Here is an 18716-nt window from a genome sequence, read left to right on the forward strand (position 1 = left end):
ACCATTGATATCACCACTCAGGATAAAGGTGACATGGTGTCGCAGGTCACACACCGGTGATCTCACATCTCTGCCGGGCTATCTCGTCCAGGGGGTTGTAACGGCTGAAAGCGGCAACAAGGAGCACACCATGCAGAAGGTTTGGTTCGTCACCGGCTCATCCCGCGGCCTGGGCCGCAACTTCGTGGAGGCCGCCCTGGCGCGCGGCGACAAGGTCGCTGCCACCGCCCGGAATTCCGCGAGCCTGCGGGCGCTGGCCGGCACCTATGGAGACGCGGTGCTTCCACTGGAGATGGACGTGACCGACAGGGCCACCGTCTTCGAGAGCGTGAAGCGCGCCAAGGAGCACTTCGGCAGGCTCGACGTCATCGTGAACAACGCCGGCTACGCCCAGGTCGGCGCGGTCGAAGAACTTACCGAACAGGAACTGCGCGACCAGCTCGAGACCAATCTGTTCGGCGCGGTGTGGGTGGTCCAGGCCGCGCTGCCGTACCTGCGCGAGCAGCGCTCGGGGCACATCATCCAGCTTTCCTCGGCCGCCGGGGTCATCGCGATGCCGCTCGGCGGCGCGTACCACGCCTCTAAGTGGGCCCTGGAGGGCCTGAACGAGGCGCTCGCCGGTGAGGTCGCCGCGTTCGGCGTCAAGGTGACCATCATCGAGCCTGGCGGCTTCGCCACCCGGGACGGCAACAACCCCGACCCGCTCGCCAACGGCTACATGGCCAAGCCCGACCCGGCCTACGACGGTCTCCGTCAGCGCCTCGGGGCGATGACAGGGAAGATGCCCGCAGGCGACCCGGCCGCCGCGGCGCAGGCACTGCTGAAGCTCGTGGACTCCGCCAACCCGCCGGTGCGGGTGTTGTTCGGCATGGGCTTCCACCCACTGATCGAGCGGGCCTACGCCGACCGGCTCAAGACCTGGGCCGACTGGCAGGACCTCTCAATCGAGGCCCACGGCAACCTCGAAGCCCGCTGACTCAGGTGAGAGGCCGCGCAACCGGCGAGCGGCGCCCAGGTCGCCCAGGCCACCTGGGCGTCCGGGCGATCCGCTCGGCCGGTGAGCCGGATTGTCCTGACGGAGTTGGAGCCTGCTCCCACGTGGGCGGGATGATCGGGCTTCCACCTCAGTCGCTTACGGCCCCGACGCCCGGCACGGCGATCATGCAACCATCCTTGTCCTGCAGCTCATCGAAGAAGGCCGCTACTCAGGATGAAAAGCGCTCATTGATGCCCCAGCGCACTCAGGGCGCGTGGGCGGCGCTGGTCGCGACCGGCCGAAGAGCCGCAGCGCGGCCGGCGACCGCCTGACGCGCGGCGAGCCACCGAAGGCGGATCGCCTTCAACCCTGTAGAGAAGATCGTCGCCAGAAACAGCACTGACCCGAGATCGACACCGGATGAGTCGGGCGACCTCAGGTCAGCAATCGGCTGTCTCCGCAGGTCTACGCCTCGCCGGAGGTCAGGCCCACCGGACAGGCCACGCCCGTTCCGCCAATGCCGCAGTAGCCGTTTTTGTTGTGCCAAAGGTACTGCTGGTGGTACTCCTCGGCGTAGAAGTAGTCGCCGGCCGGGGCGATCTCGGTGGTGATGTCGCCGTAGCCCGCGTCGGCGAGCACCTTCCGGTAGGCGTCGCGCGAGGCCAGGGCGGCCTTCTCCTGCTCGGGCGAGTGGAAGTAGATCGCCGAGCGGTACTGGGTGCCGACGTCGTTGCCCTGGCGCATGCCCTGGGTGGGGTCGTGGGCCTCCCAGAAGACGCGCAGCAGCTCCTCGTAGGAGATCCTGGCCGGGTCGAAGACCACGCGGACGACCTCGGCGTGGCCGGTCTGCCCGGTGCAGACCTCCTCGTAGGTGGGGTTGGGGGTGTACCCGCCGGCGTAGCCGACGGAGGTGGACACCACGCCGGGGGTCTGCCAGAACTTCCGCTCGGCGCCCCAGAAGCAGCCGAGGCCGAAGTCGGCGATCTCGGTCCCCTGGGGGTACGGCGGAGCCAGCGGGGCGTCGAGGACCGCGTGGCGCGCGGGCACCGCCATCCTCGTGTCACGGCCCGGCAGCGCGTTCTCCGGGGACACCATGGAAGTCTTGTTGCCGAACAGCCAGCCCATTTGCCGACATCCTCCTCACCTGTCGCTCCAGGGGACCCGGGCGTCCTCGCCTGTCGCTACAGGGGGAACCAGTGCGCGCACCCCGATGTTCCCGTAAGTGCCGCTTAACAATTAACGAAGCATCGCTAATTTGTATTAAATGTGGTAAGCAGCGAAAATATGAAACATGCCTGAATCGCGCCGAGGAGTCCTGTACGGCATCGCCGCCTACGCCATGTGGGGACTCTTCCCCCTCTACTGGCCGCTGCTGAAGCCGTCCGGCGCCCTGGAGATCCTCGCCCATCGCATGGTGTGGTCCCTGGTGGTCGTCGCCGCCATCCTGGCGGTCCGGCGGCACTGGTCGTGGTTCGGTGAGCTCCTGCGCACTCCCCGCAAGCTCGGCCTGCTCGTCCTGGCCGCGGCGATCGTCACCGTGAACTGGGGCGTCTACATCTACGCGGTCAACACCGGCCACGTGGTCGAGAGCGCGCTCGGCTACTTCATCAACCCCCTGGTCAGCGTCCTGTTCGGCGTCTTCCTGCTCAAGGAGCGGCTGCGGCCGCTGCAGTGGGCGGCGGTCGGCATGGGCGCCCTGTCCGTCGTCGTCCTCACGGTCGACTACGGCAGGCTGCCGTGGATCGCGCTGGTCCTGGCCGCCAGCTTCGGCACCTACGGTCTCATCAAGAAGATCGCGGCGGTCGGGGCCGCGGAGAGCATGACCATCGAGACGCTGGTGCTGCTGGTGCCCGCGTTCGCCTACCTGGTCTACCTGCAGGTCCAGGGTGAGGGCACCTTCGCGAACGCGGGCACGGGCCACGCCCTCCTGCTGGCCGGCGCCGGCGCGATCACGGCCGTGCCGCTGCTCTGCTTCACCGCCGCCGCGATCCGGGTGCCGCTCACCACGATCGGCCTGCTGCAGTACATCGCCCCGGTGCTGCAGTTCCTGTGCGGGGTGTTCGTCGTCCACGAGGCGATGCCGGCCAGCCGGTGGGCCGGGTTCGCCATCGTCTGGCTGGCCCTGTCGATCTTCACCTGGGACAGCCTCCGGGCCGCCCACCAGGCGCGCCGCGTCGCGCTCCGCGATCTGGAGCCGGCGGGCACGCCCGGATAGGGAGGCCCCGTACCGGGGCTACGGCCCGATCAGCCCGAGCGCTCGACCACGTAGTCGCACAGCGCCAGGTAGGCGGCGCGGGCCGGGATGTCGGGCAGGCCCGACAGGTCCTCGCGGGCCCGGTCGGCCCAGGCGACGAGCTCGGCGCGGGCCTGCTCCATGGCCGGGTTGGCGCGCAGCAGGCGCAGGGCCTCCTCGACGTCCTCCTCGGCCACCGGACCGGCCAGCAGCTCGCGCAGCCGGGCGTCGGCGGGGTCGTCGGAGGCCAGGACGTGCAGCACCGGCAGCGTCCGGACGCCCTCGCGCAGGTCGGTGCCGGGGGTCTTGCCGGACTCGGCCGACTCCGAGGCGACGTCGAGCAGGTCGTCGCCGAGCTGCCATGCCACGCCGATGGCCTCGCAGGCCCGGGTCAGCCGCTCGACGACCTCCGGCGCGGCGCCGCTCAGCAGGGCGCCGAACCGGCCGGAGGTCGCGATGAGGGAGCCGGTCTTGTCGGCCAGGACGTTGATGTAGTGGGCGACCGCGTCCTCGCCGGGGCGGGGGCCGATGGTCTCGCGGATCTGCCCGCGCACCAGGCGGGAGAACGTCTGCGCCTGGATGCGGATGATGTCGGCGCCGAGGTCGGCGAGGATCTCCGACGCCTGGGCGAACAGGTAGTCGCCGGTCAGGATCGCCACGGTGTTGTCCCACCGGGCGTTGGCCGACGGGGAGCCCCGGCGCACCGGGGCCTCGTCCATGACGTCGTCGTGGTAGAGCGTCGCCAGGTGGGTCAGCTCGATGACCACCGCCCCCGGTACGACCCCGGGGGCGTCCGCGGCGCCGAACTGGGCGGCCAGCAGCACGAGCATCGCCCGGAACCGCTTGCCGCCGGCCTCGATGAGGTGTTTGGACGCCTCCGTCACGAAGGCGTCGTCGCTCTCCACCGAGGCCCGCAGCAGCTTCTCGACCTCTCCCAGCCCCGCTGTGAGGTCCTGCGCCAGCCGTTCGTCGATGAAAGGCAGATCAACAACCGGTGGCGCAGCCATGAAGCACTACTCCTCTAACGAATGAACAACGCGGACGCAGCCTGGTCCGCGAGATCGAGCACCGGCTGGGGGAAGACTCCCAGCACTACGGTAGCCGCTGCCGCGAGTGCGACCACAGCCGAGGTCCCCACAGTGGGGACGGCGATGCTCGGCCCGTCCGCCGCGGGGTCGTTGAAGAACATCAGCACGATCACCCGGACGTAGAAGAACGCGGCGATGGCCGAGCTCACCACGCCGACCACGACCAGCGGCACCGCGCCGCCGGAGACCGCCGCCGCGAACACCGCGTACTTCCCGAAGAAACCGCTGGTCAGCGGGATGCCCGCGAAGGCCAGCAGGAAGAACGCGAAGACTCCGGCCAGGAACGGCGACCGCTTGCCCAGGCCCGCCCAGCGGGACAGGTGACCGGCCTCGCCGCCCGCGTCGCGGACCATGGTGACCACCGCGAACGCGCCGACCGTGGTGAAGCCGTACGCGGCGAGGTAGAACAGGATGGCCGACAGCGCCTTGGCGTTCTGCGCGGCGGCGCCGGTGGCGATCACGCCGGTGAGCAGGAAGCCCGCGTGCGCGACCGAGGAGTAGGCGAGCATCCGCTTGATGTCGGTCTGGGTGATGGCCAGGATCGCACCGACGATCATGGTCAGGATCGCGATGCCCCACATGACCGGCTGCCAGTTCCACTCCAGGCCGCCCAGGGCGACCCAGAAGACGCGCAGCACCGCGCCGAAGGCGGCCACCAGGACGGTGGAGGCCATCAGGGCGGTGACCGCGGTCGGCGCGCCCTGGTAGACGTCGGGCTTCCACGCCTGGAACGGCGCGGCGCCGATCTTGAACAGCAGGCCGACGCCGAGCATCGCGGTGCCGATCAGCAGCAGCGTCTCCTGACCGGAGACCACGCCGAGCGCGTCGCCGATGCCCTTGAGGCTCACCGTCCCGGTGTAGCCGTACACCAGGGCCATGCCGTACAGGAAGAAGGCCGAGGAGAACGCGCCGAGCAGGAAGTACTTGACCGACGCCTCCTGCGACAGCAGGCGGCGACGGCGGGCCAGGCCGCACAGCAGGTACAGCGGCAGCGACATGACCTCCAGGCCGACGAACATGGCCAGCAGGTCGTTGGCGGAGGAGAACAGCAGCATGCCGCCGACCGCGAACAGCAGCAGCGGGTAGACCTCGGTCTGCGCGTAGCCGCTGCGGACCGCCTCCTCCTCGTCGGAGCTGCCCGGTACGGCGGCCGCCTGCGCGACGAACTGCTCGTCGTCGTTGATCAGCAGCACGCTGACGAAGGCGAGGATGAGGATGATGCCCCAGACGAACAGGGCCGGCCCGTCGACCGCGACCGCGCCCATGGCGGAGGCGCTGGTCGGCAGGCCGTTCACCCCCCCGAGGATCGTGGTGGCGAACGCGCCGAGCAGCGCCAGCAGCGTCAGCGGCATGTGGATCGACTTGCGCAGATAGCGAGGCGCGAACGCCTCGATCAGGACTCCGATGATCGCCGCGCCGAACACGATCAGCATCGGGGAGAGCAGCGCGTATTCGATCGTCGGAGCTTGGATGGTGCCGTTCACTGCCCGGCCCCCTTCTTCTCAGCGACGGCCGGGGTGAACGGGGTCACATGAACGCTGGAGAGCGTCTTGTCCACCGCGGGATTGATCACGTCGAGCATCGGCTTGGGGAAGAAACCGAAGACGATGAGGAGCGCGACCAGCGGGCCCACCACCCACCGCTCACGTGCGTTGAGGTCGGTGAAGCCCTTGACCGACTCGGCCGTCGGGCCGTTCATCGTCCGCTGGTACATCCACAGGATGTAGATCGCCGCCAGCACCACGCCGGAGGCGGCGATGATCGCCGCGACCTTGTAACGCTCGTAGGAGCCCATGAGGACCATGAACTCGCTGACGAACGTCGACAGGCCCGGCAGCGACAGACCGGACAGGCCGGCGATCAGGAAGGACCCGGCGAGCACCGGGGAGACCTTCTGCACGCCGCCGTAGTCGGCGATGCGGCTGGAACCCCGGCGGTAGATCAGGAACCCGGCGATCAGGAACAGCGCGCCGGTGGAGAACCCGTGGTTGACCATGTACAGCGTGGCGCCCGCGCCGGCGTCCTTCGTCATCGCGAAGACGCCCAAAGCGATGAAGCCGAAGTGCGAGATCGAGGTGTAGGCGATCAGGCGCTTCATGTCGGTCTGGCCGATGGCCACGATCGCGCCGTAGACGATGCCGACCACGGCCAGCACGATCACCAGCGGGGTGAAGAACTTCGACGCCTCCGGGAACAGCTCCAGGCAGAAGCGGAGCATGCCGTAGGTGCCGACCTTGTCCAGCACGCCGACCAGCAGCACGGCGGCGCCGGCCGGGGCCTGCGCCGCGGCGTCGGGCAGCCAGGTGTGGAACGGCCACAGCGGCGCCTTGACCGCGAAGGCGATGAAGAAGCCCAGGAAGAGCCACTTCTGGGTGCCCGGGTCCTGGATGGCCCCGATCAGCTCGGGGAACATGAAGGTGTTCTTCTCGGCGACCACGTAGAGGGCGATCACCGCGACCAGCATGAGCAGGCCGCCGAAGAGCGAGTAGAGCAGGAACTTCACGGCCGCGTAGGACCGCTGGACGCCGCCGTACGACCCGATCATGAAGTACATCGGGATCAGCATGGCCTCGAAGAACACGTAGAAGAGGAAGACGTCGGTCGCCGCGAAGACGCCGATCATCATCGCTTCCAGCACCAGCAGCAGCGCGAAGTAGGTCCGCACCGACCGCTTGGGCGGGGCCGCGGCCCCGGTGCCGTCCGCGTCGTGCCAGGAGGCCAGGATCACGATCGGCACGAGCAGCGCCGACAGCGCGATCAGCACCAGCGCGATGCCGTCCACGCCGACGCCGTAGTGGACGCCGAACCGCGGGATCCACTGGTGGACCTCGGCGAACTGGAACCGCTCGGCCGAAGAGGGGTCGAACCGGGTCGCCATGACGACCGTGAGCGCCAGCACGACCAGCGAGACCGCCAGGGCGACCTGCTTGGCGAGCTTGTCGTTCTTGACAAGGGAGACACCCACCGCGCCCAGTACGGGCACGGCCATCAGGGTTGAGAGCCAGGGCATCACATGGTCCCTACGTAGAGCAGCGCGCCAACGACCACGGCGGCACCGAAGAGGATGGACAACGCGTAGGACCGGACGTAGCCGGTCTGGATGCGGCGCACCCGCCCGGAGGTCCCGCCGATGCCCGCGGCCAGCCCGTTGACCAGGCCGTCGATGCCGCGGTTGTCGAAGAACACCGCGATCCGGGTCAGCCACTGGCCGGGGCGCATGAACAGCGCCTCGTTCAGGGCGTCGCCGTACAGGTCGCGGCGGGCGAAGACGGTGAGGAAGGAGCCGCGCGGGGCGACCTCGGGCACCTCGGCGGCGCCGTACCGGAACCAGGCGAACGCGGCGCCGATCGCGACCAGTGCGAGCGTGGCCAGGCCGACCGTGCCGACGCCGAAGATGTGCGGCTCGGGCAGCTCCGCCGGCAGGCCGACGGCCGGGGCGAGGAACTTCATGAACCGGTTGCCGAGGATCAGGTAGGCGCCCAGGCCGATCGAGCCGATGGACAGCAGGACCAGCGGGACGGTCATGACCGACGGCGACTCGTGCGGGTGGGCGTCGTCGGCCCAGCGCCGCTTGCCGAAGAAGGTCATGAAGACCATCCGCGACATGTAGAAGCCGGTCAGACCGGCGCCGAGCACGGCGAGCCAGCCGAGGATCTCGTTGTGCTCCATGGCCGTCTCGATGATGCCCTCCTTGGTGTAGTAACCGGAGAGCAGCGGGAAGCCGATGATCGCGAGGTAGCCGATGAAGAAGGTGACCGCGGTGATCTTCATCACCGTGAACAGGCCGCCGTAGCGGCGCATGTTGACCTCGTCGTTCATCGCGTGCATGACCGAGCCCGCGCCGAGGAACATGTTGGCCTTGAAGAAGCCGTGCGTGATCAGGTGCGCGATGGCGAAGGCGTAGCCGACCGGGCCGAGGCCCGCGCCGAGCATCATGTAGCCGATCTGCGACATCGTCGAACCGGCCAGGCCCTTCTTGATGTCGTCCTTGGCGCAACCGATGATCGCACCGGCGAGCAGCGTGGCCACGCCGACGATCGTCACGACGAGCTGCGCGGTCGGGGCGGCCTCGAAGAACGCGCCGGACCGGACGACCAGGTAGACGCCGGCGGTGACCATGGTCGCGGCGTGGATGAGGGCCGAGACCGGGGTCGGGCCCTCCATCGCGTCGAGCAGCCAGGACTGCAGCGGCAGCTGCGCCGACTTGCCGCAGGCGCCGAGGAGCAGCAGCAGGCCGATCGCGGTGACCGTGCCCTGGGACAGGCTGCCACCGGCCAGCGCGTCCTGTACGGCGCCGGCGCCGAGGTTCTTGTAGGCGAACGAGCCGAAGACCGACCAGATCGTGAACAGCGCGATCAGCAGCCCGAGGTCGCCGACGCGGTTGACGATGAACGCCTTCTTCGCGGCGGTCGCCGCGGTGGGCTTGAACTGCCAGAACCCGATCAGCAGGTAGGACGCCAGACCCACGCCCTCCCAGCCGACGAACAGGCCGAGGTAGTTGTCCGACAGCACCAGCAGCAGCATCGCCGCGACGAACAGGTTCAGGTAGGAGAAGAACCTGCGCCGGTCGGGGTCGTGCGACATGTAGCCGATCGAGTAGATGTGGATCAGCGAGCCCACACCGGTGATCAGCAGCGCGAAGCTGATCGACAGCGGGTCGATCAGCAGCCCCGTGTCGGCGACGCCGGGGATGAACTCGTACAGGCTGATCGCCCGGCGGCGCTCCCCGGCGGGCAGGCCGAGCAGTTCGACGAAGGCTGCGACGGCCACCACGAAGGCGGCCAGCGACATCACCACGCCGAGGAGGTGACCCCAGCGGTCGGTGCGGCGGCCGCCCAGCAGGAGGACCGCGGCGCCGAGCAACGGCAGCGCGATCATCAGCCAGGAGACCCCGATCACCCCACCGGAGTGCTGGAAGATCTCAACGGGAGATTGCACCGGCCACCTCTTAGTACTTCAGCAGGTTCGCGTCGTCCACCGACGCCGACCTGCGGGTTCGGAAGATCATCACGATGATGGCAAGGCCGACCACGACCTCGGCCGCGGCCACCACCATCACGAAGAACGCGATGAGCTGACCGTCAAGGTTTCCGTGCTGCCGGGCGAAGGTCACGAACGCGAGGTTGCAGGCGTTGAGCATGAGCTCCACGCACATGAACACCACGATCGCGTTGCGCCGGATCAGCACGCCGACGGCGCCGATCGCGAACAGCAGCGCGGAGAGCACCAGGTAGTGGGTGGTCACTGGCCTTCCTCTCGTTGAGCCGCTTCCCGGTCGTGTCCGGCGACGGCGGAGTCGCGCTCGGCGACGCCGTCCTCGGCCGGGGCGCCCTGGGCGGCCGCGGGACTCTCGACGGCGGGGTTGCGCTCGGCGACGCTCTCCTCGACCCGGAAGCCCTCGCCCGCGGCGGCCTCGCCGGCCGCCTCGTCGGGCTCGCCGGCCTTCTCCTTGTCGATGACCTGGCGGATGAGCGCGGCCTTCTCGGGGTCGGTGGGCCGGATGCCGTCCTCCATGTCGTGCCGGGCCAGCACCCGGTTGATCGACTTGACCGCCACCGAGCCGTCGGGCAGCAGGGCCGGCATGTCGATGGCGTTGTGCCGGGCGTAGGTGCCGGGCCCGGGCAGCGGCGACGGCTGCGGCCCGGCGAACCGGGCGCGGGCCAGGTCGCGCTGGGTGGCCTTGGGCCGGACCCGCTCGCGGTGGGCCAGGACCATGGCGCCGAGCGCGGCGGTGATCAGCAGCGCCGAGGTGACCTCGAAGGCGAAGACGTACCGGGTGAAGATGAGCTGGGCCAGCGCCGGGACGTTGCCGCCCGCCTCCTTCGCCGCGCCCTCGACGCCGACCGCCGGGCTGAACGCGGCGTTGCCGACGCCCAGGGCGAGCAGGAGCACGAAGGCCAGGCCCGCGATCGCGGCCCAGAAGCGCTGCCCCTTGATCGTCTCGACCAGCGAGTCGGCGGAGTCGACGCCGACGAGCATGAGCACGAACAGGAAGAGCATCATGACCGCGCCGGTGTAGACGACGATCTGCACCGCGGCGAGGAACGGGGCGTCCTGGACGGCGTAGAGCACCGCGAGGGACAGCATGACGACGCCCAGCATCAGGGCCGAGTAGACGGCCCTGCGGCTGAAGACGAGGCCGAGGGCGGCGGAGACCGAGACGACGGCCAGCACCCAGAACGTGACGGTCTCACCCATTGTTGCGTCCCAGCCGGTAGTAGTCCTCTTCGGTCTCGCCCAGGCGCATGGGGTGCGGCGGAGTCTCCATCCCCGGCCCGAGCGGCGCGAGGAGCATCTCCTTGGTGTAGATGAGGCTCTCGCGGCTGGAGTCGGCGAGCTCGTACTCGTTCGTCATGGTCAACGCGCGGGTCGGGCAGGCCTCGATGCACAGGCCGCACAGGATGCACCGCAGGTAGTTGATCTGGTAGACGCGCCCGTAGCGCTCACCCGGCGAGTAACGCTCCTCGTCGGTGTTGTCGCCACCCTCGACGTAGATCGCGTCCGCCGGGCAGGCCCAGGCGCACAGCTCACAGCCGACGCACTTCTCCAGGCCGTCGGGCCAGCGGTTGAGCTGGTGCCGGCCGTGGAACCGCGGAGCCGTGGGCCGCTTCTCCTCGGGGTAGTTGACCGTTTCGACCTTCTTGAACATCGTGTGGAAGGTCACGCCGAACCCCTTGACGGGGTTCAGCCAATCAGTTGCTCCCACTGGAAACCTCCTTGCGCGCCACCCCGTGGTAGTGCGGCAGGTCGAGCGGCGGCACGGGGAAGCCGCCCGCGGCGGGCTCGGCGCCGAGTTCCTCGAACTCGGCCTGGACCTGGGCCTCCCGCTCCTCCTTGCGCCGCTGCAGGACGCTGTCGAAGCGCCACCAGATGAGGGCGCAGCCGATGAGCACCACGACGCCCAGCGCGTACACGAGCGTCCGGTCGGTGCCGGTCAGGCGGAACGCCTTGGCGGTGGCGATCAGCAGGATCCAGGCGAGGTTGACCGGGATGAGGATCTTCCATCCCAGGGCCATGAGCTGGTCGTAGCGGACTCGCGGCAGCGAGGCGCGGCACCAGACGAAGAAGGCGAAGACCAGCACCATCTTCGCGAAGAACCACAGCAGCGGCCACCAGCCGCTGTTCGCGCCGTCCCACAGGGAGATCGGCCACGGGGCACGCCAGCCGCCCATGAAGAGGGTGATCGATATGGCCGAGACGACGAACACGTTGACGTACTCGGCGAGCATGATGACCGCGAACTTCAGCGAGTTGGAGTACTCCGTCTGGAAGCCGCCGACCAGCTCGCCCTCACCCTCGGGCAGGTCGAAGGGCACCCGGTTGGTCTCGCCCAGCATCGTGATGACGTAGATGACGAAGGACGGGAACAGGGTGATCATGTACCACGACGGCATCGGCACGCCGAAGAGCTCGTTGCCGCCGGCCTGCGCGCTGACGATCTCGGAGGTGGACAGCGTTCCGGCGTACAGGAACACGCCGACGAACGACAGGCCCATCGCGATCTCGTAGGACACAACCTGGGCGCTGGCCCGCAGGCCGCCCAGCATCGCGTACGGCGAGCGCGACCCCCAGCCGGCGAGCACGATGCCGTACACGCCGACCGAGGCCATCGCCAGCACCAGCAGCACCGCGACCGGCAGGTCGGTGAGCTGCAGCGGCGTCTCGACGCCGAACATGGAGACCATCGGGCCCATCGGGACGACCGAGAAGGCCAGGAACGCCGGGACCGCCAGGACCACCGGGGCGATGAAGTAGATCACCTTGTCGACGGTCCGGGGCATCAGGTCTTCCTTGAGGCCCATCTTCAGGCCGTCGGCGACCGACTGCAGGAGACCGAACTTGCCGGCCCGGTTGGGGCCGTAGCGGTTCTGCATGCGGGAGATCAGCTTGCGCTCGAACCACACGCCGAACAGCACGCCCAGCATCAGGACGATGAAGATGACGACGGCCTTGATGATGCTGATCCAGAGCGGGTCCTTGCCGAAGTCGGCGAGGGTCGGATCGGCCGCTGCTAGCAGAGTAGTCCTCACGAGACACTCCCGATCTTTACGGTGTCACCGGCGACGGCGCCCAGGTCTCGGGTCACCGAGCGGCCGGCGGAGTTCGACGGCAGCCACACGACTCCGTCGGGCAGGTCGGCGATCCGCACCGGGACGCTCAGCGAGCCCCGCTCGCCGGTGACGACGATCTTGTCGCCGTCGGATACCCCCGACGCGGCCGCGGTGGCCGCCGACACCAGCGCCGCGGCCTCACGGGCGGTGCCCGCGAGGTACGGCTCGCCGTCCTGCAGGCGCCCGTCGTCGAGCAGCAGGTGCCAGGTGGCGAGGGTCGCCTCGCCCGGCCGCAGGGCCGGAACCCGGCGGCCGGCGATGTCCGGGGCGGCGGCCCGGGGGCCGCGCCAGGCGCCGATCGAGCCGAGCTCGCGGCGGGCGGCGGCCGGGTCGGGCAGGCCGAGGTGGACGTCCATGTGGTCGGCGATCGCGGTCAGGGCCCGCAGGTCGCTCATCACCCCGGGCACCCGGAGCGCCTGGTCGAACGTGCGGCCGCGCCCCTCCCAGTTGACGAACGTGCCGGACTTCTCGGCCGCCGCGGCGACCGGCAGCACCACGTCCGCGCGGTCGGTGACGGCGCTGGCCCGCTGCTCCAGGCTCACGATGAACGGGGTGTTCTCCAGGGCCGCCAGCGCGGCCTCGGGGTCGGCCAGGTCGTAGGGGTCGACGCCGGCCACGATGAGCGCGTCCAGCTCGCCGTCCAGCGCCGCGCCCAGGATGCCGGAGGTGTCGCGGCCGGGGGTGTCCGGCAGCGAGGTGACGTTCCAGACCCGGGCCACCTCGGCGCGGGCCGTCTCGTCGGCGACCGGGCGGCCGATCGGCAGCAGGTTCGGCAGCGCGCCCGCCTCGACGGCGCCGCGCTCACCGGCCCGGCGCGGCACCCAGGCCAGCCGGGCACCGGTCGCGTCGGCCAGCCGTACCAGCGCCGAGAGCGCGCCGGGCGCGGTGGCGAGCCGCTCGCCGGCGAGGATGACCGCGCCCGGCCTGCGGAGGGCCTCGGCGGCCGGCGAGCCGCCGGAGATCAGCTCGTCCAGGGCCTCGGCCTCGGCGCCGGGCAGCGCGCGCAGCAGCGTGCCGCCCATCTTGGCCAGGCCGGGGCTCGCGAACGGGGCGATCGAGAAGACCGGCAGGCCCTTCTTGCGCCACGCCTTGCGCAGCCGCAGGAAGACGATCGGCGACTCATCCTCGGGCTCGAAGCCCGCGAGGAGCACGGCCGGGGCCGCCTCCAGGTCGGAGTAGCGGACCTCGATGCCCTTGCCGGCGACGGCGTGCGCGAGGAACAGCGTCTCCTCCGCCGACAGGGGGCGGGAGCGGAAGTCGATGTCGTTGGTGCCGAGCGCGGTCCGGGCGAACTTGGAGTAGGCGTAGGCCTCCTCGACCGTGACCCGGCCGCCGACGAGCACGCCGGCGCGGCCGCGGGCTGCGGCCAGCCCGGCGGCGGCGACGGCGAGCGCCTCCGGCCAGGAGGCCGGGACCAGGCGGCCCTCCTCGTCACGGACCAGCGGGGTCTTCAGCCGGTCGGCCGCGGTGGTGTAGGTGAACGCCCAGCGGCCCTTGTCGCAGTTCCACTCCTCGTTGACCTCCGGGTCGTCCCCGGCGAGGCGGCGGGTGACCTTGCCGCGGCGGTGGTCGGTGCGCAACGAGCAGCCGCTGGCGCAGTGCTCGCACGCGCTGGGCGTGGAGACCAGGTCGAACGGGCGGGCCTGGAAGCGGTAGGCGGCGCCGGTCAGCGCGCCCACCGGGCAGATCTGCACGGTGTTGCCGGAGAAGTAGGACTCGAACGGCTGCCCGTCGGCGGCGCCGACCTGCTCCTTGGCCCCGCGCTCGAAGAAGTCGATGAGCGGGTCGCCGGCGATCTCGTCGGAGAAGCGGATGCAGCGGGCGCACTGGACGCACCGCTCACGGTCGAGCAGCACCTCGGTGGACAGCGCGACCGGCTTGGGGAAGGTCCGCTTGGCCTCGGTGAAGCGGCTCTCGCCCTGCCCGTTGGACATCGCCTGGTTCTGCAGGGGGCACTCGCCGCCCTTGTCGCAGACCGGGCAGTCCAGCGGGTGGTTCATCAGCAGCAGCTCCATGACGCCGCGCTGAGCCTTCTCCGCCACCGGGGAGGTGAGCTGGGTCTGCACCACCATGCCCGGGGCCGCCTCGATGGCGCAGGACGGCTGCGGCTTGGGGAAGCCTCGGCCGTTGCCGGCGTCGGTGATGTCCACCAGGCACTGGCGGCAGTTGGCGGCCGGCTCCAGCAGCGGGTGGTCGCAGAACCGCGGGATCTGGATGCCGAGCAGCTCCGCCGCCCGGATGATCATCGTCCCCTTGGGGACGCTGACCTGGAAGCCGTCGATCGTGAGGGTCACCAGGTCTACCGGCGCCTGGGCCGGGGTGGTCGCTTCGACTGTCATGCGGTCCCCCACACCGTGGACGGAGCGTGATCGAACGGGCAGCCGCCGATCTCGAAGTGCTTGAGGTACTCGTCGCGGAAGAGCTTCACCGACGAGTGGATGGGGCTGGTGGCCCCGTCGCCCAGGGCGCAGAAGGAGCGGCCCAGGATGTTGTCGGCGATGTCGGTGATCGTGGTCAGGTCCTCCTCGCTGCCCTGACCCTTCTCCAGCCGCTTGAGCACCTGCTTGAGCCAGTAGGTGCCCTCCCGGCAGGGGGTGCACTTGCCGCAGGACTCGTGCGCGTAGAACTCGGTCCACCGCAGTACGGCGCGCACCACGCAGGTGGTCTCGTCGAAGATCTGCAGGGCCCGGGTGCCGAGCATGGAGCCCTTGGCGCCGACCGACTCGAAGTCGAGCGGCACGTCCAGGTGCTCGTCGGTGAAGATCGGGGTGCTCGACCCGCCGGGGGTCCAGAACTTCAGCCGGTGACCCGCGCGGATCCCGCCGGCCATGTCGAGCAGCTCGCGCAGCGTGATGCCGAGCGGCGCCTCGTACTGGCCGGGGCGGGTGACGTGCCCGCTGAGGGAGAAGATGCCGAAGCCCTTGGACTTCTCCGTGCCCATCGAGGCGAACCACTCGGCGCCGTTGGTGATGATCGAGGGAACACTCGCCACCGACTCCACGTTGTTCACGACAGTCGGCGAGGCGTACAGGCCCGCCACGGCGGGGAAGGGGGGCTTGAGCCGAGGTTGGCCGCGATAGCCCTCCAGCGAGTCGAGCAGCGCCGTCTCCTCGCCGCAGATGTAGGCGCCCGCCCCGCTGTGGACGACCAGCTCCAGGTCGAAGCCGGAGCCGAAGATGTCCTTGCCGAGCAGGCCCCGCTCGTACGCCTCGGCCACGGCCGCCCGCAGGCGGCGGATGACGTGCAGCACCTCGCCGCGCACGTAGATGAACGCGTGGCTGGCGCGGATCGCGTAGGAGGTGATGATGACGCCCTCGACGAGCGAGTGCGGGTTGGCCATCATCAGCGGGATGTCCTTGCAGGTCCCGGGCTCGGACTCGTCGGCGTTGACCACCAGGTAGTGCGGCTTGCCGTCGCCCTGCGGGATGAATCCCCACTTCATGCCGGTGGGGAAGCCCGCGCCTCCGCGGCCGCGCAGACCGGAGTCCTTGACCGCCTGGATGACGGCGTCGGGGTCCATGGTCAGCGCCTTGCGGGCGGCGGCGTAGTCGCCGTAGCCGTCGAGGGTGAAGGAGTCGGGCTGGTCCCAGTTCACGGTCAGGACCGGGGTGAGAGTGGTCATGGTGCCTCGGGCGCCTTCCATCCGTTGGCCTTGGCGACCTTCAGGCCCTCCAGCGAGGCGCCGGCGGCCGAGGGGCCCTCACCGGCCAGGTCGTCGGACAGCCCGGCGAGCACCCGAGACGCCTCCTTGAAGGTGCACAGCTTCTTCGGGCCGCGGGTCGGCGCGACGTTCTTGCCGTCCCTCAGGTCGTCGACGAGCTGCTTGGCCGAGTCCGGGGTCTGGTTGTCGAAGAACTCCCAGTTGACCATCATCACCGGGGCGAAGTCGCAGGCGGCGTTGCACTCCAGCCGCTCCAGCGAGACCTTCCCGTCCGGGGTGGTCTCGTCGTGACCCACTCCGGTGTGCTCGGACAGCTCGTCCCAGATCTGGTCGCCGCCCATGACGGCGCACAGCGTGTTGATGCACACGCCGACGTGGTACTCGCCCATCGGCCTGCGCTTGTACATCGTGTAGAAGGTCGAGACGCCCACGACCTCGGCCTTGCTCAGGCCGAGCATCTCGGCGCAGAACTCGTGGCCCGCGTCGGAGACGTAGCCGTCCTCCGACTGCACCAGGTGCAGCAGCGGCAGCAGGGCCGAGCGCGGCTTCGGGTAGCGGCCGATGATCTCCTTGGCGTCCCGTTCCAGACGCTCGCGGACCTCCGGCGGATAGGTCGCGCCCACGACGGCGTCCTCCTCATGGCTCATCGGTCCACACCTCCCATAACCGGGTCGATGGAAGCGACCGCGGAGATCACGTCGGCGACCATGCCGCCCTCGCAGGTGGCGGGGACGGCCTGCAGGTTCGTGAAGGACGGGTCGCGGAAGTGCACGCGGTAGGGGCGGGTGCCGCCGTCGCTGACGACGTGCGCGCCCAGTTCGCCGCGGGGCGACTCGACCGAGGCGTAGGCCTGACCCGCCGGGACCCGGAAGCCCTCGGTCACCAGCTTGAAGTGGTGGATCAGCGCCTCCATCGAGCCGCTCATGATGTGCGCGATGTGGTCGGGCGAGTTGCCGTAGCCGTCGGGGCCGAGCGCGAGCTGCGCGGGCCAGCCGATCTTCTTGTCGTCCACCATCACGCGGTCGCCCTTGAGCGGGCCGGCCAGCCGGTCGAGGGCCTGCTCAATGATCTTGAGCGACTCCTCCATCTCGGCCACCCGCACGAGGTAGCGGCCGTAGACGTCGGCGCTGCGCTCGGTCGGCACGTCGAACTCGTAGGTCTCGTAGCCGCAGTAGGGCTGCGTCTTGCGCAGGTCCCACGGCAGGCCCGCGGCCCGCAGCATCGGCCCGGTGACGCCCAGGGCCATGCAGCCGGTGAGGTCGAGGTAGGCGACGTCCTTGGTGCGGGCGAGGTAGACCGGGTTGGCGTCGAGCATCTTGCGGAAGTCGCGGATGCGGCCCGGCATGACCTTGAGCAGCTCGCCGACCTTGTCCACGGCGCCGGCCGGCAGGTCGGTGGCGACGCCGCCGGGCCGGACGTAGGCCATGTTCATCCGCAGGCCGGTGATGTACTCCATCAGGTCGAGCACCATCTCGCGCTCGCGGGACCCGAAGAGGAACGGCGTGGTCGCGCCCAGCTCCATGCCGAAGGTGCCGATGGCCACCATGTGCGAGGAGATGCGGGTGAGCTCCATCATCATCACGCGGATGGCCTGGGCCCGCTCGGGGACCCGGTCGGTGATGCCGAGCAGCTTCTCCACGCCCATGCAGTAGGCGGTCTCGTTGAAGATCGGCGCGAGGTAGTCCATCCGGGTGACGAACGTGGTGCCCTGGGTCCACGTCCGGTACTCGAGGTTCTTCTCGATGCCGGTGTGCAGGTAGCCGATGACCGTGCGGGCCTCGGTGACCGTCTCGCCGTCGAGGTTCAGCACCAGGCGGAGCACGCCGTGCGTGGACGGGTGTTGCGGGCCCATGTTGACGACGAGCTGCTGGTCCTGCTGGCCGCTGAGGGAGTCGACCAGCTCCGACCAGTCGTTGCCGGAGACGGTGTACACCCTGCCCTCGGTGACCTCTTCGTCGTAGGGGGCACTCATTGGTAGGACCTCCTCTGGTCCGGTGCCGGGATCTCGGCGCCGCGGTACTCCACCGGGATTCCGCCGAGCGGGTAGTCCTTGCGCTGGGGGTGGCCGTCCCAGTCGTCGGGCATCATGATGCGGGTCAGCGCCGGGTGGCCGTCGAAGACGATCCCGAAGAAGTCCCACGTCTCACGCTCGTGCCAGTCGTGGGTCGGGTAGACCGAGACCGTGGACGGAATGTGCGGGTCGGCGTCGGGGCAGGAGATCTCCAGGCGCAGCCGCCGGTTGTGCGTGATCGAGCACAGGTGGATCACCGCGTGCAGCTCCGCCCCCTCCAGGTGCGGGTAGTGCACGCCGGAGACGCCGAGCGACAGCTCGAAGCGCAGCGCCGGGTCGTCGCGCAGCGTCCGGGCGACCTTCGGCAGGTGCTCACGCCGGACGTGGAGGGTCAGCTCGCCGCGGTCGACGACCACGCGCTCGATCGCGTCGCCGAAGTCCGCGCCGAGCGCGCGCTCCAGCTCGTCGGCGATGGTGTCGAAGTAGCCGCCGTAGGGGCGCGGGGTGGCCAGCTCGGGCTTGCGCCGCACGACCAGCCGGCCGTACCCGGAGGTGTCGCCGGTGCCGGTGGCGCCGAACATGCCCGTGCGGGCGATCGGCTCCTCCGGGATCTCGGGGAGGTTGTCAGTCATCGGT

16 protein-coding genes are annotated in these 18716 nt (G+C 69.8%); 2 read left to right on the forward strand and 14 right to left on the reverse strand.

Annotation, left to right across the window (positions count from 1 at the left end):
* Nucleotides 1-130 precede the first annotated feature (130 nt).
* A complete protein-coding gene (locus HDA43_RS13515; RefSeq protein WP_179820439.1) occupies nt 131-976 on the forward strand; it encodes an SDR family NAD(P)-dependent oxidoreductase in 846 nt (281 codons plus the stop codon).
* 465 nt (nt 977-1441) lie between these two features.
* Here the strand turns inward: HDA43_RS13515 and msrA are convergent, their stop codons facing one another.
* Entirely contained in the window at nt 1442-2101 is a 660-nt protein-coding gene (gene msrA / locus HDA43_RS13520) for a peptide-methionine (S)-S-oxide reductase MsrA (RefSeq protein ID WP_179820441.1), read from the reverse strand.
* Nucleotides 2102-2267: 166 nt separating this feature from the next.
* Between msrA and rarD the strand changes: the two genes are divergently transcribed.
* Nucleotides 2268-3191, forward strand: coding sequence for an EamA family transporter RarD (gene rarD / locus HDA43_RS13525; RefSeq protein ID WP_179820444.1), 924 nt, complete (start codon nt 2268-2270; stop codon nt 3189-3191).
* A gap of 29 nt (nt 3192-3220) precedes the next feature.
* On the opposite strand, the gene HDA43_RS13530 is transcribed toward rarD, so the two are convergent.
* From HDA43_RS13530 to HDA43_RS13590, 13 genes are all read right to left on the reverse strand, one after another.
* Nucleotides 3221-4216: a polyprenyl synthetase family protein gene (locus HDA43_RS13530; RefSeq protein WP_179820446.1), complete on the reverse strand. Its 996-nt coding sequence runs from the start codon at nt 4214-4216 to the stop codon at nt 3221-3223.
* 14 nt (nt 4217-4230) lie between these two features.
* Nucleotides 4231-5781 (reverse strand): NADH-quinone oxidoreductase subunit NuoN, encoded by a 1551-nt coding sequence (gene nuoN / locus HDA43_RS13535; RefSeq protein ID WP_179820449.1) that lies wholly within the window; start codon nt 5779-5781, stop codon nt 4231-4233.
* On the reverse strand, nt 5778-7307 hold the full coding sequence (locus tag HDA43_RS13540) for an NADH-quinone oxidoreductase subunit M (RefSeq protein ID WP_179820451.1): 1530 nt from the start codon (nt 7305-7307) through the stop codon (nt 5778-5780). The genes nuoN and HDA43_RS13540 overlap by 4 nt, the downstream gene beginning before the upstream one ends.
* Entirely contained in the window at nt 7307-9175 is a 1869-nt protein-coding gene (gene nuoL / locus HDA43_RS13545; protein ID WP_179823200.1) for an NADH-quinone oxidoreductase subunit L, read from the reverse strand. The genes HDA43_RS13540 and nuoL overlap by 1 nt, the downstream gene beginning before the upstream one ends.
* A 70-nt stretch (nt 9176-9245) precedes the next feature.
* A complete protein-coding gene (gene nuoK / locus HDA43_RS13550) occupies nt 9246-9542 on the reverse strand; it encodes an NADH-quinone oxidoreductase subunit NuoK (RefSeq protein ID WP_179820454.1) in 297 nt (98 codons plus the stop codon).
* Entirely contained in the window at nt 9539-10495 is a 957-nt protein-coding gene (locus HDA43_RS13555) for an NADH-quinone oxidoreductase subunit J (RefSeq protein ID WP_179820457.1), read from the reverse strand. The genes nuoK and HDA43_RS13555 overlap by 4 nt, the downstream gene beginning before the upstream one ends.
* Nucleotides 10488-11003: an NADH-quinone oxidoreductase subunit NuoI gene (gene nuoI, locus HDA43_RS13560; protein WP_179820459.1), complete on the reverse strand. Its 516-nt coding sequence runs from the start codon at nt 11001-11003 to the stop codon at nt 10488-10490. Before nuoI ends, HDA43_RS13555 begins: the two co-directional genes overlap by 8 nt.
* Entirely contained in the window at nt 10990-12327 is a 1338-nt protein-coding gene (gene nuoH / locus HDA43_RS13565) for an NADH-quinone oxidoreductase subunit NuoH (protein WP_179820461.1), read from the reverse strand. The genes nuoI and nuoH overlap by 14 nt, the downstream gene beginning before the upstream one ends.
* Entirely contained in the window at nt 12324-14747 is a 2424-nt protein-coding gene (locus HDA43_RS13570) for an NADH-quinone oxidoreductase subunit G (RefSeq protein ID WP_179820463.1), read from the reverse strand. The genes nuoH and HDA43_RS13570 overlap by 4 nt, the downstream gene beginning before the upstream one ends.
* Nucleotides 14744-16030: an NADH-quinone oxidoreductase subunit NuoF gene (nuoF, locus tag HDA43_RS13575; protein ID WP_179820465.1), complete on the reverse strand. Its 1287-nt coding sequence runs from the start codon at nt 16028-16030 to the stop codon at nt 14744-14746. The genes HDA43_RS13570 and nuoF overlap by 4 nt, the downstream gene beginning before the upstream one ends.
* Complete coding sequence (gene nuoE / locus HDA43_RS13580; RefSeq protein ID WP_179820468.1) at nt 16027-16716, reverse strand: NADH-quinone oxidoreductase subunit NuoE; 690 nt, start codon at nt 16714-16716, stop codon at nt 16027-16029. Before nuoE ends, nuoF begins: the two co-directional genes overlap by 4 nt.
* The gene (locus HDA43_RS13585; protein ID WP_179820470.1) at nt 16713-18041 is read right to left on the reverse strand and encodes an NADH-quinone oxidoreductase subunit D; all 1329 of its coding nucleotides are present in this window, start codon (nt 18039-18041) and stop codon (nt 16713-16715) included. Before HDA43_RS13585 ends, nuoE begins: the two co-directional genes overlap by 4 nt.
* Entirely contained in the window at nt 18038-18712 is a 675-nt protein-coding gene (locus HDA43_RS13590) for an NADH-quinone oxidoreductase subunit C (protein WP_179820472.1), read from the reverse strand. Before HDA43_RS13590 ends, HDA43_RS13585 begins: the two co-directional genes overlap by 4 nt.
* Nucleotides 18713-18716 lie beyond the last annotated feature (4 nt).

It is taken from the genome of Streptosporangium sandarakinum, from assembly GCF_013409935.1.
Lineage (GTDB): Bacteria > Actinomycetota > Actinomycetes > Streptosporangiales > Streptosporangiaceae > Streptosporangium > Streptosporangium nondiastaticum.

Bases quoted from the DNA above. Each gene is read 5' to 3' on its own strand.
- HDA43_RS13515 (WP_179820439.1), top strand. From the start codon at position 131: ATGCAGAAGGTTTGGTTCGTCACCGGCTCATCCCGCGGCCTGGGCCGC.
- msrA (WP_179820441.1), bottom strand. From the start codon at position 2,101: ATGGGCTGGCTGTTCGGCAACAAGACTTCCATGGTGTCCCCGGAGAAC.
- rarD (WP_179820444.1), top strand. From the start codon at position 2,268: ATGCCTGAATCGCGCCGAGGAGTCCTGTACGGCATCGCCGCCTACGCC.
- HDA43_RS13530 (WP_179820446.1), bottom strand. From the start codon at position 4,216: ATGGCTGCGCCACCGGTTGTTGATCTGCCTTTCATCGACGAACGGCTG.
- HDA43_RS13540 (WP_179820451.1), bottom strand. From the start codon at position 7,307: ATGCCCTGGCTCTCAACCCTGATGGCCGTGCCCGTACTGGGCGCGGTG.
- nuoL (WP_179823200.1), bottom strand. From the start codon at position 9,175: ATGATCGCGCTGCCGTTGCTCGGCGCCGCGGTCCTCCTGCTGGGCGGC.
- HDA43_RS13555 (WP_179820457.1), bottom strand. From the start codon at position 10,495: ATGGGTGAGACCGTCACGTTCTGGGTGCTGGCCGTCGTCTCGGTCTCC.
- HDA43_RS13570 (WP_179820463.1), bottom strand. From the start codon at position 14,747: ATGACAGTCGAAGCGACCACCCCGGCCCAGGCGCCGGTAGACCTGGTG.
- nuoF (WP_179820465.1), bottom strand. From the start codon at position 16,030: ATGACCACTCTCACCCCGGTCCTGACCGTGAACTGGGACCAGCCCGAC.
- nuoE (WP_179820468.1), bottom strand. From the start codon at position 16,716: ATGAGCCATGAGGAGGACGCCGTCGTGGGCGCGACCTATCCGCCGGAG.
- HDA43_RS13585 (WP_179820470.1), bottom strand. From the start codon at position 18,041: ATGAGTGCCCCCTACGACGAAGAGGTCACCGAGGGCAGGGTGTACACC.
- HDA43_RS13590 (WP_179820472.1), bottom strand. From the start codon at position 18,712: ATGACTGACAACCTCCCCGAGATCCCGGAGGAGCCGATCGCCCGCACG.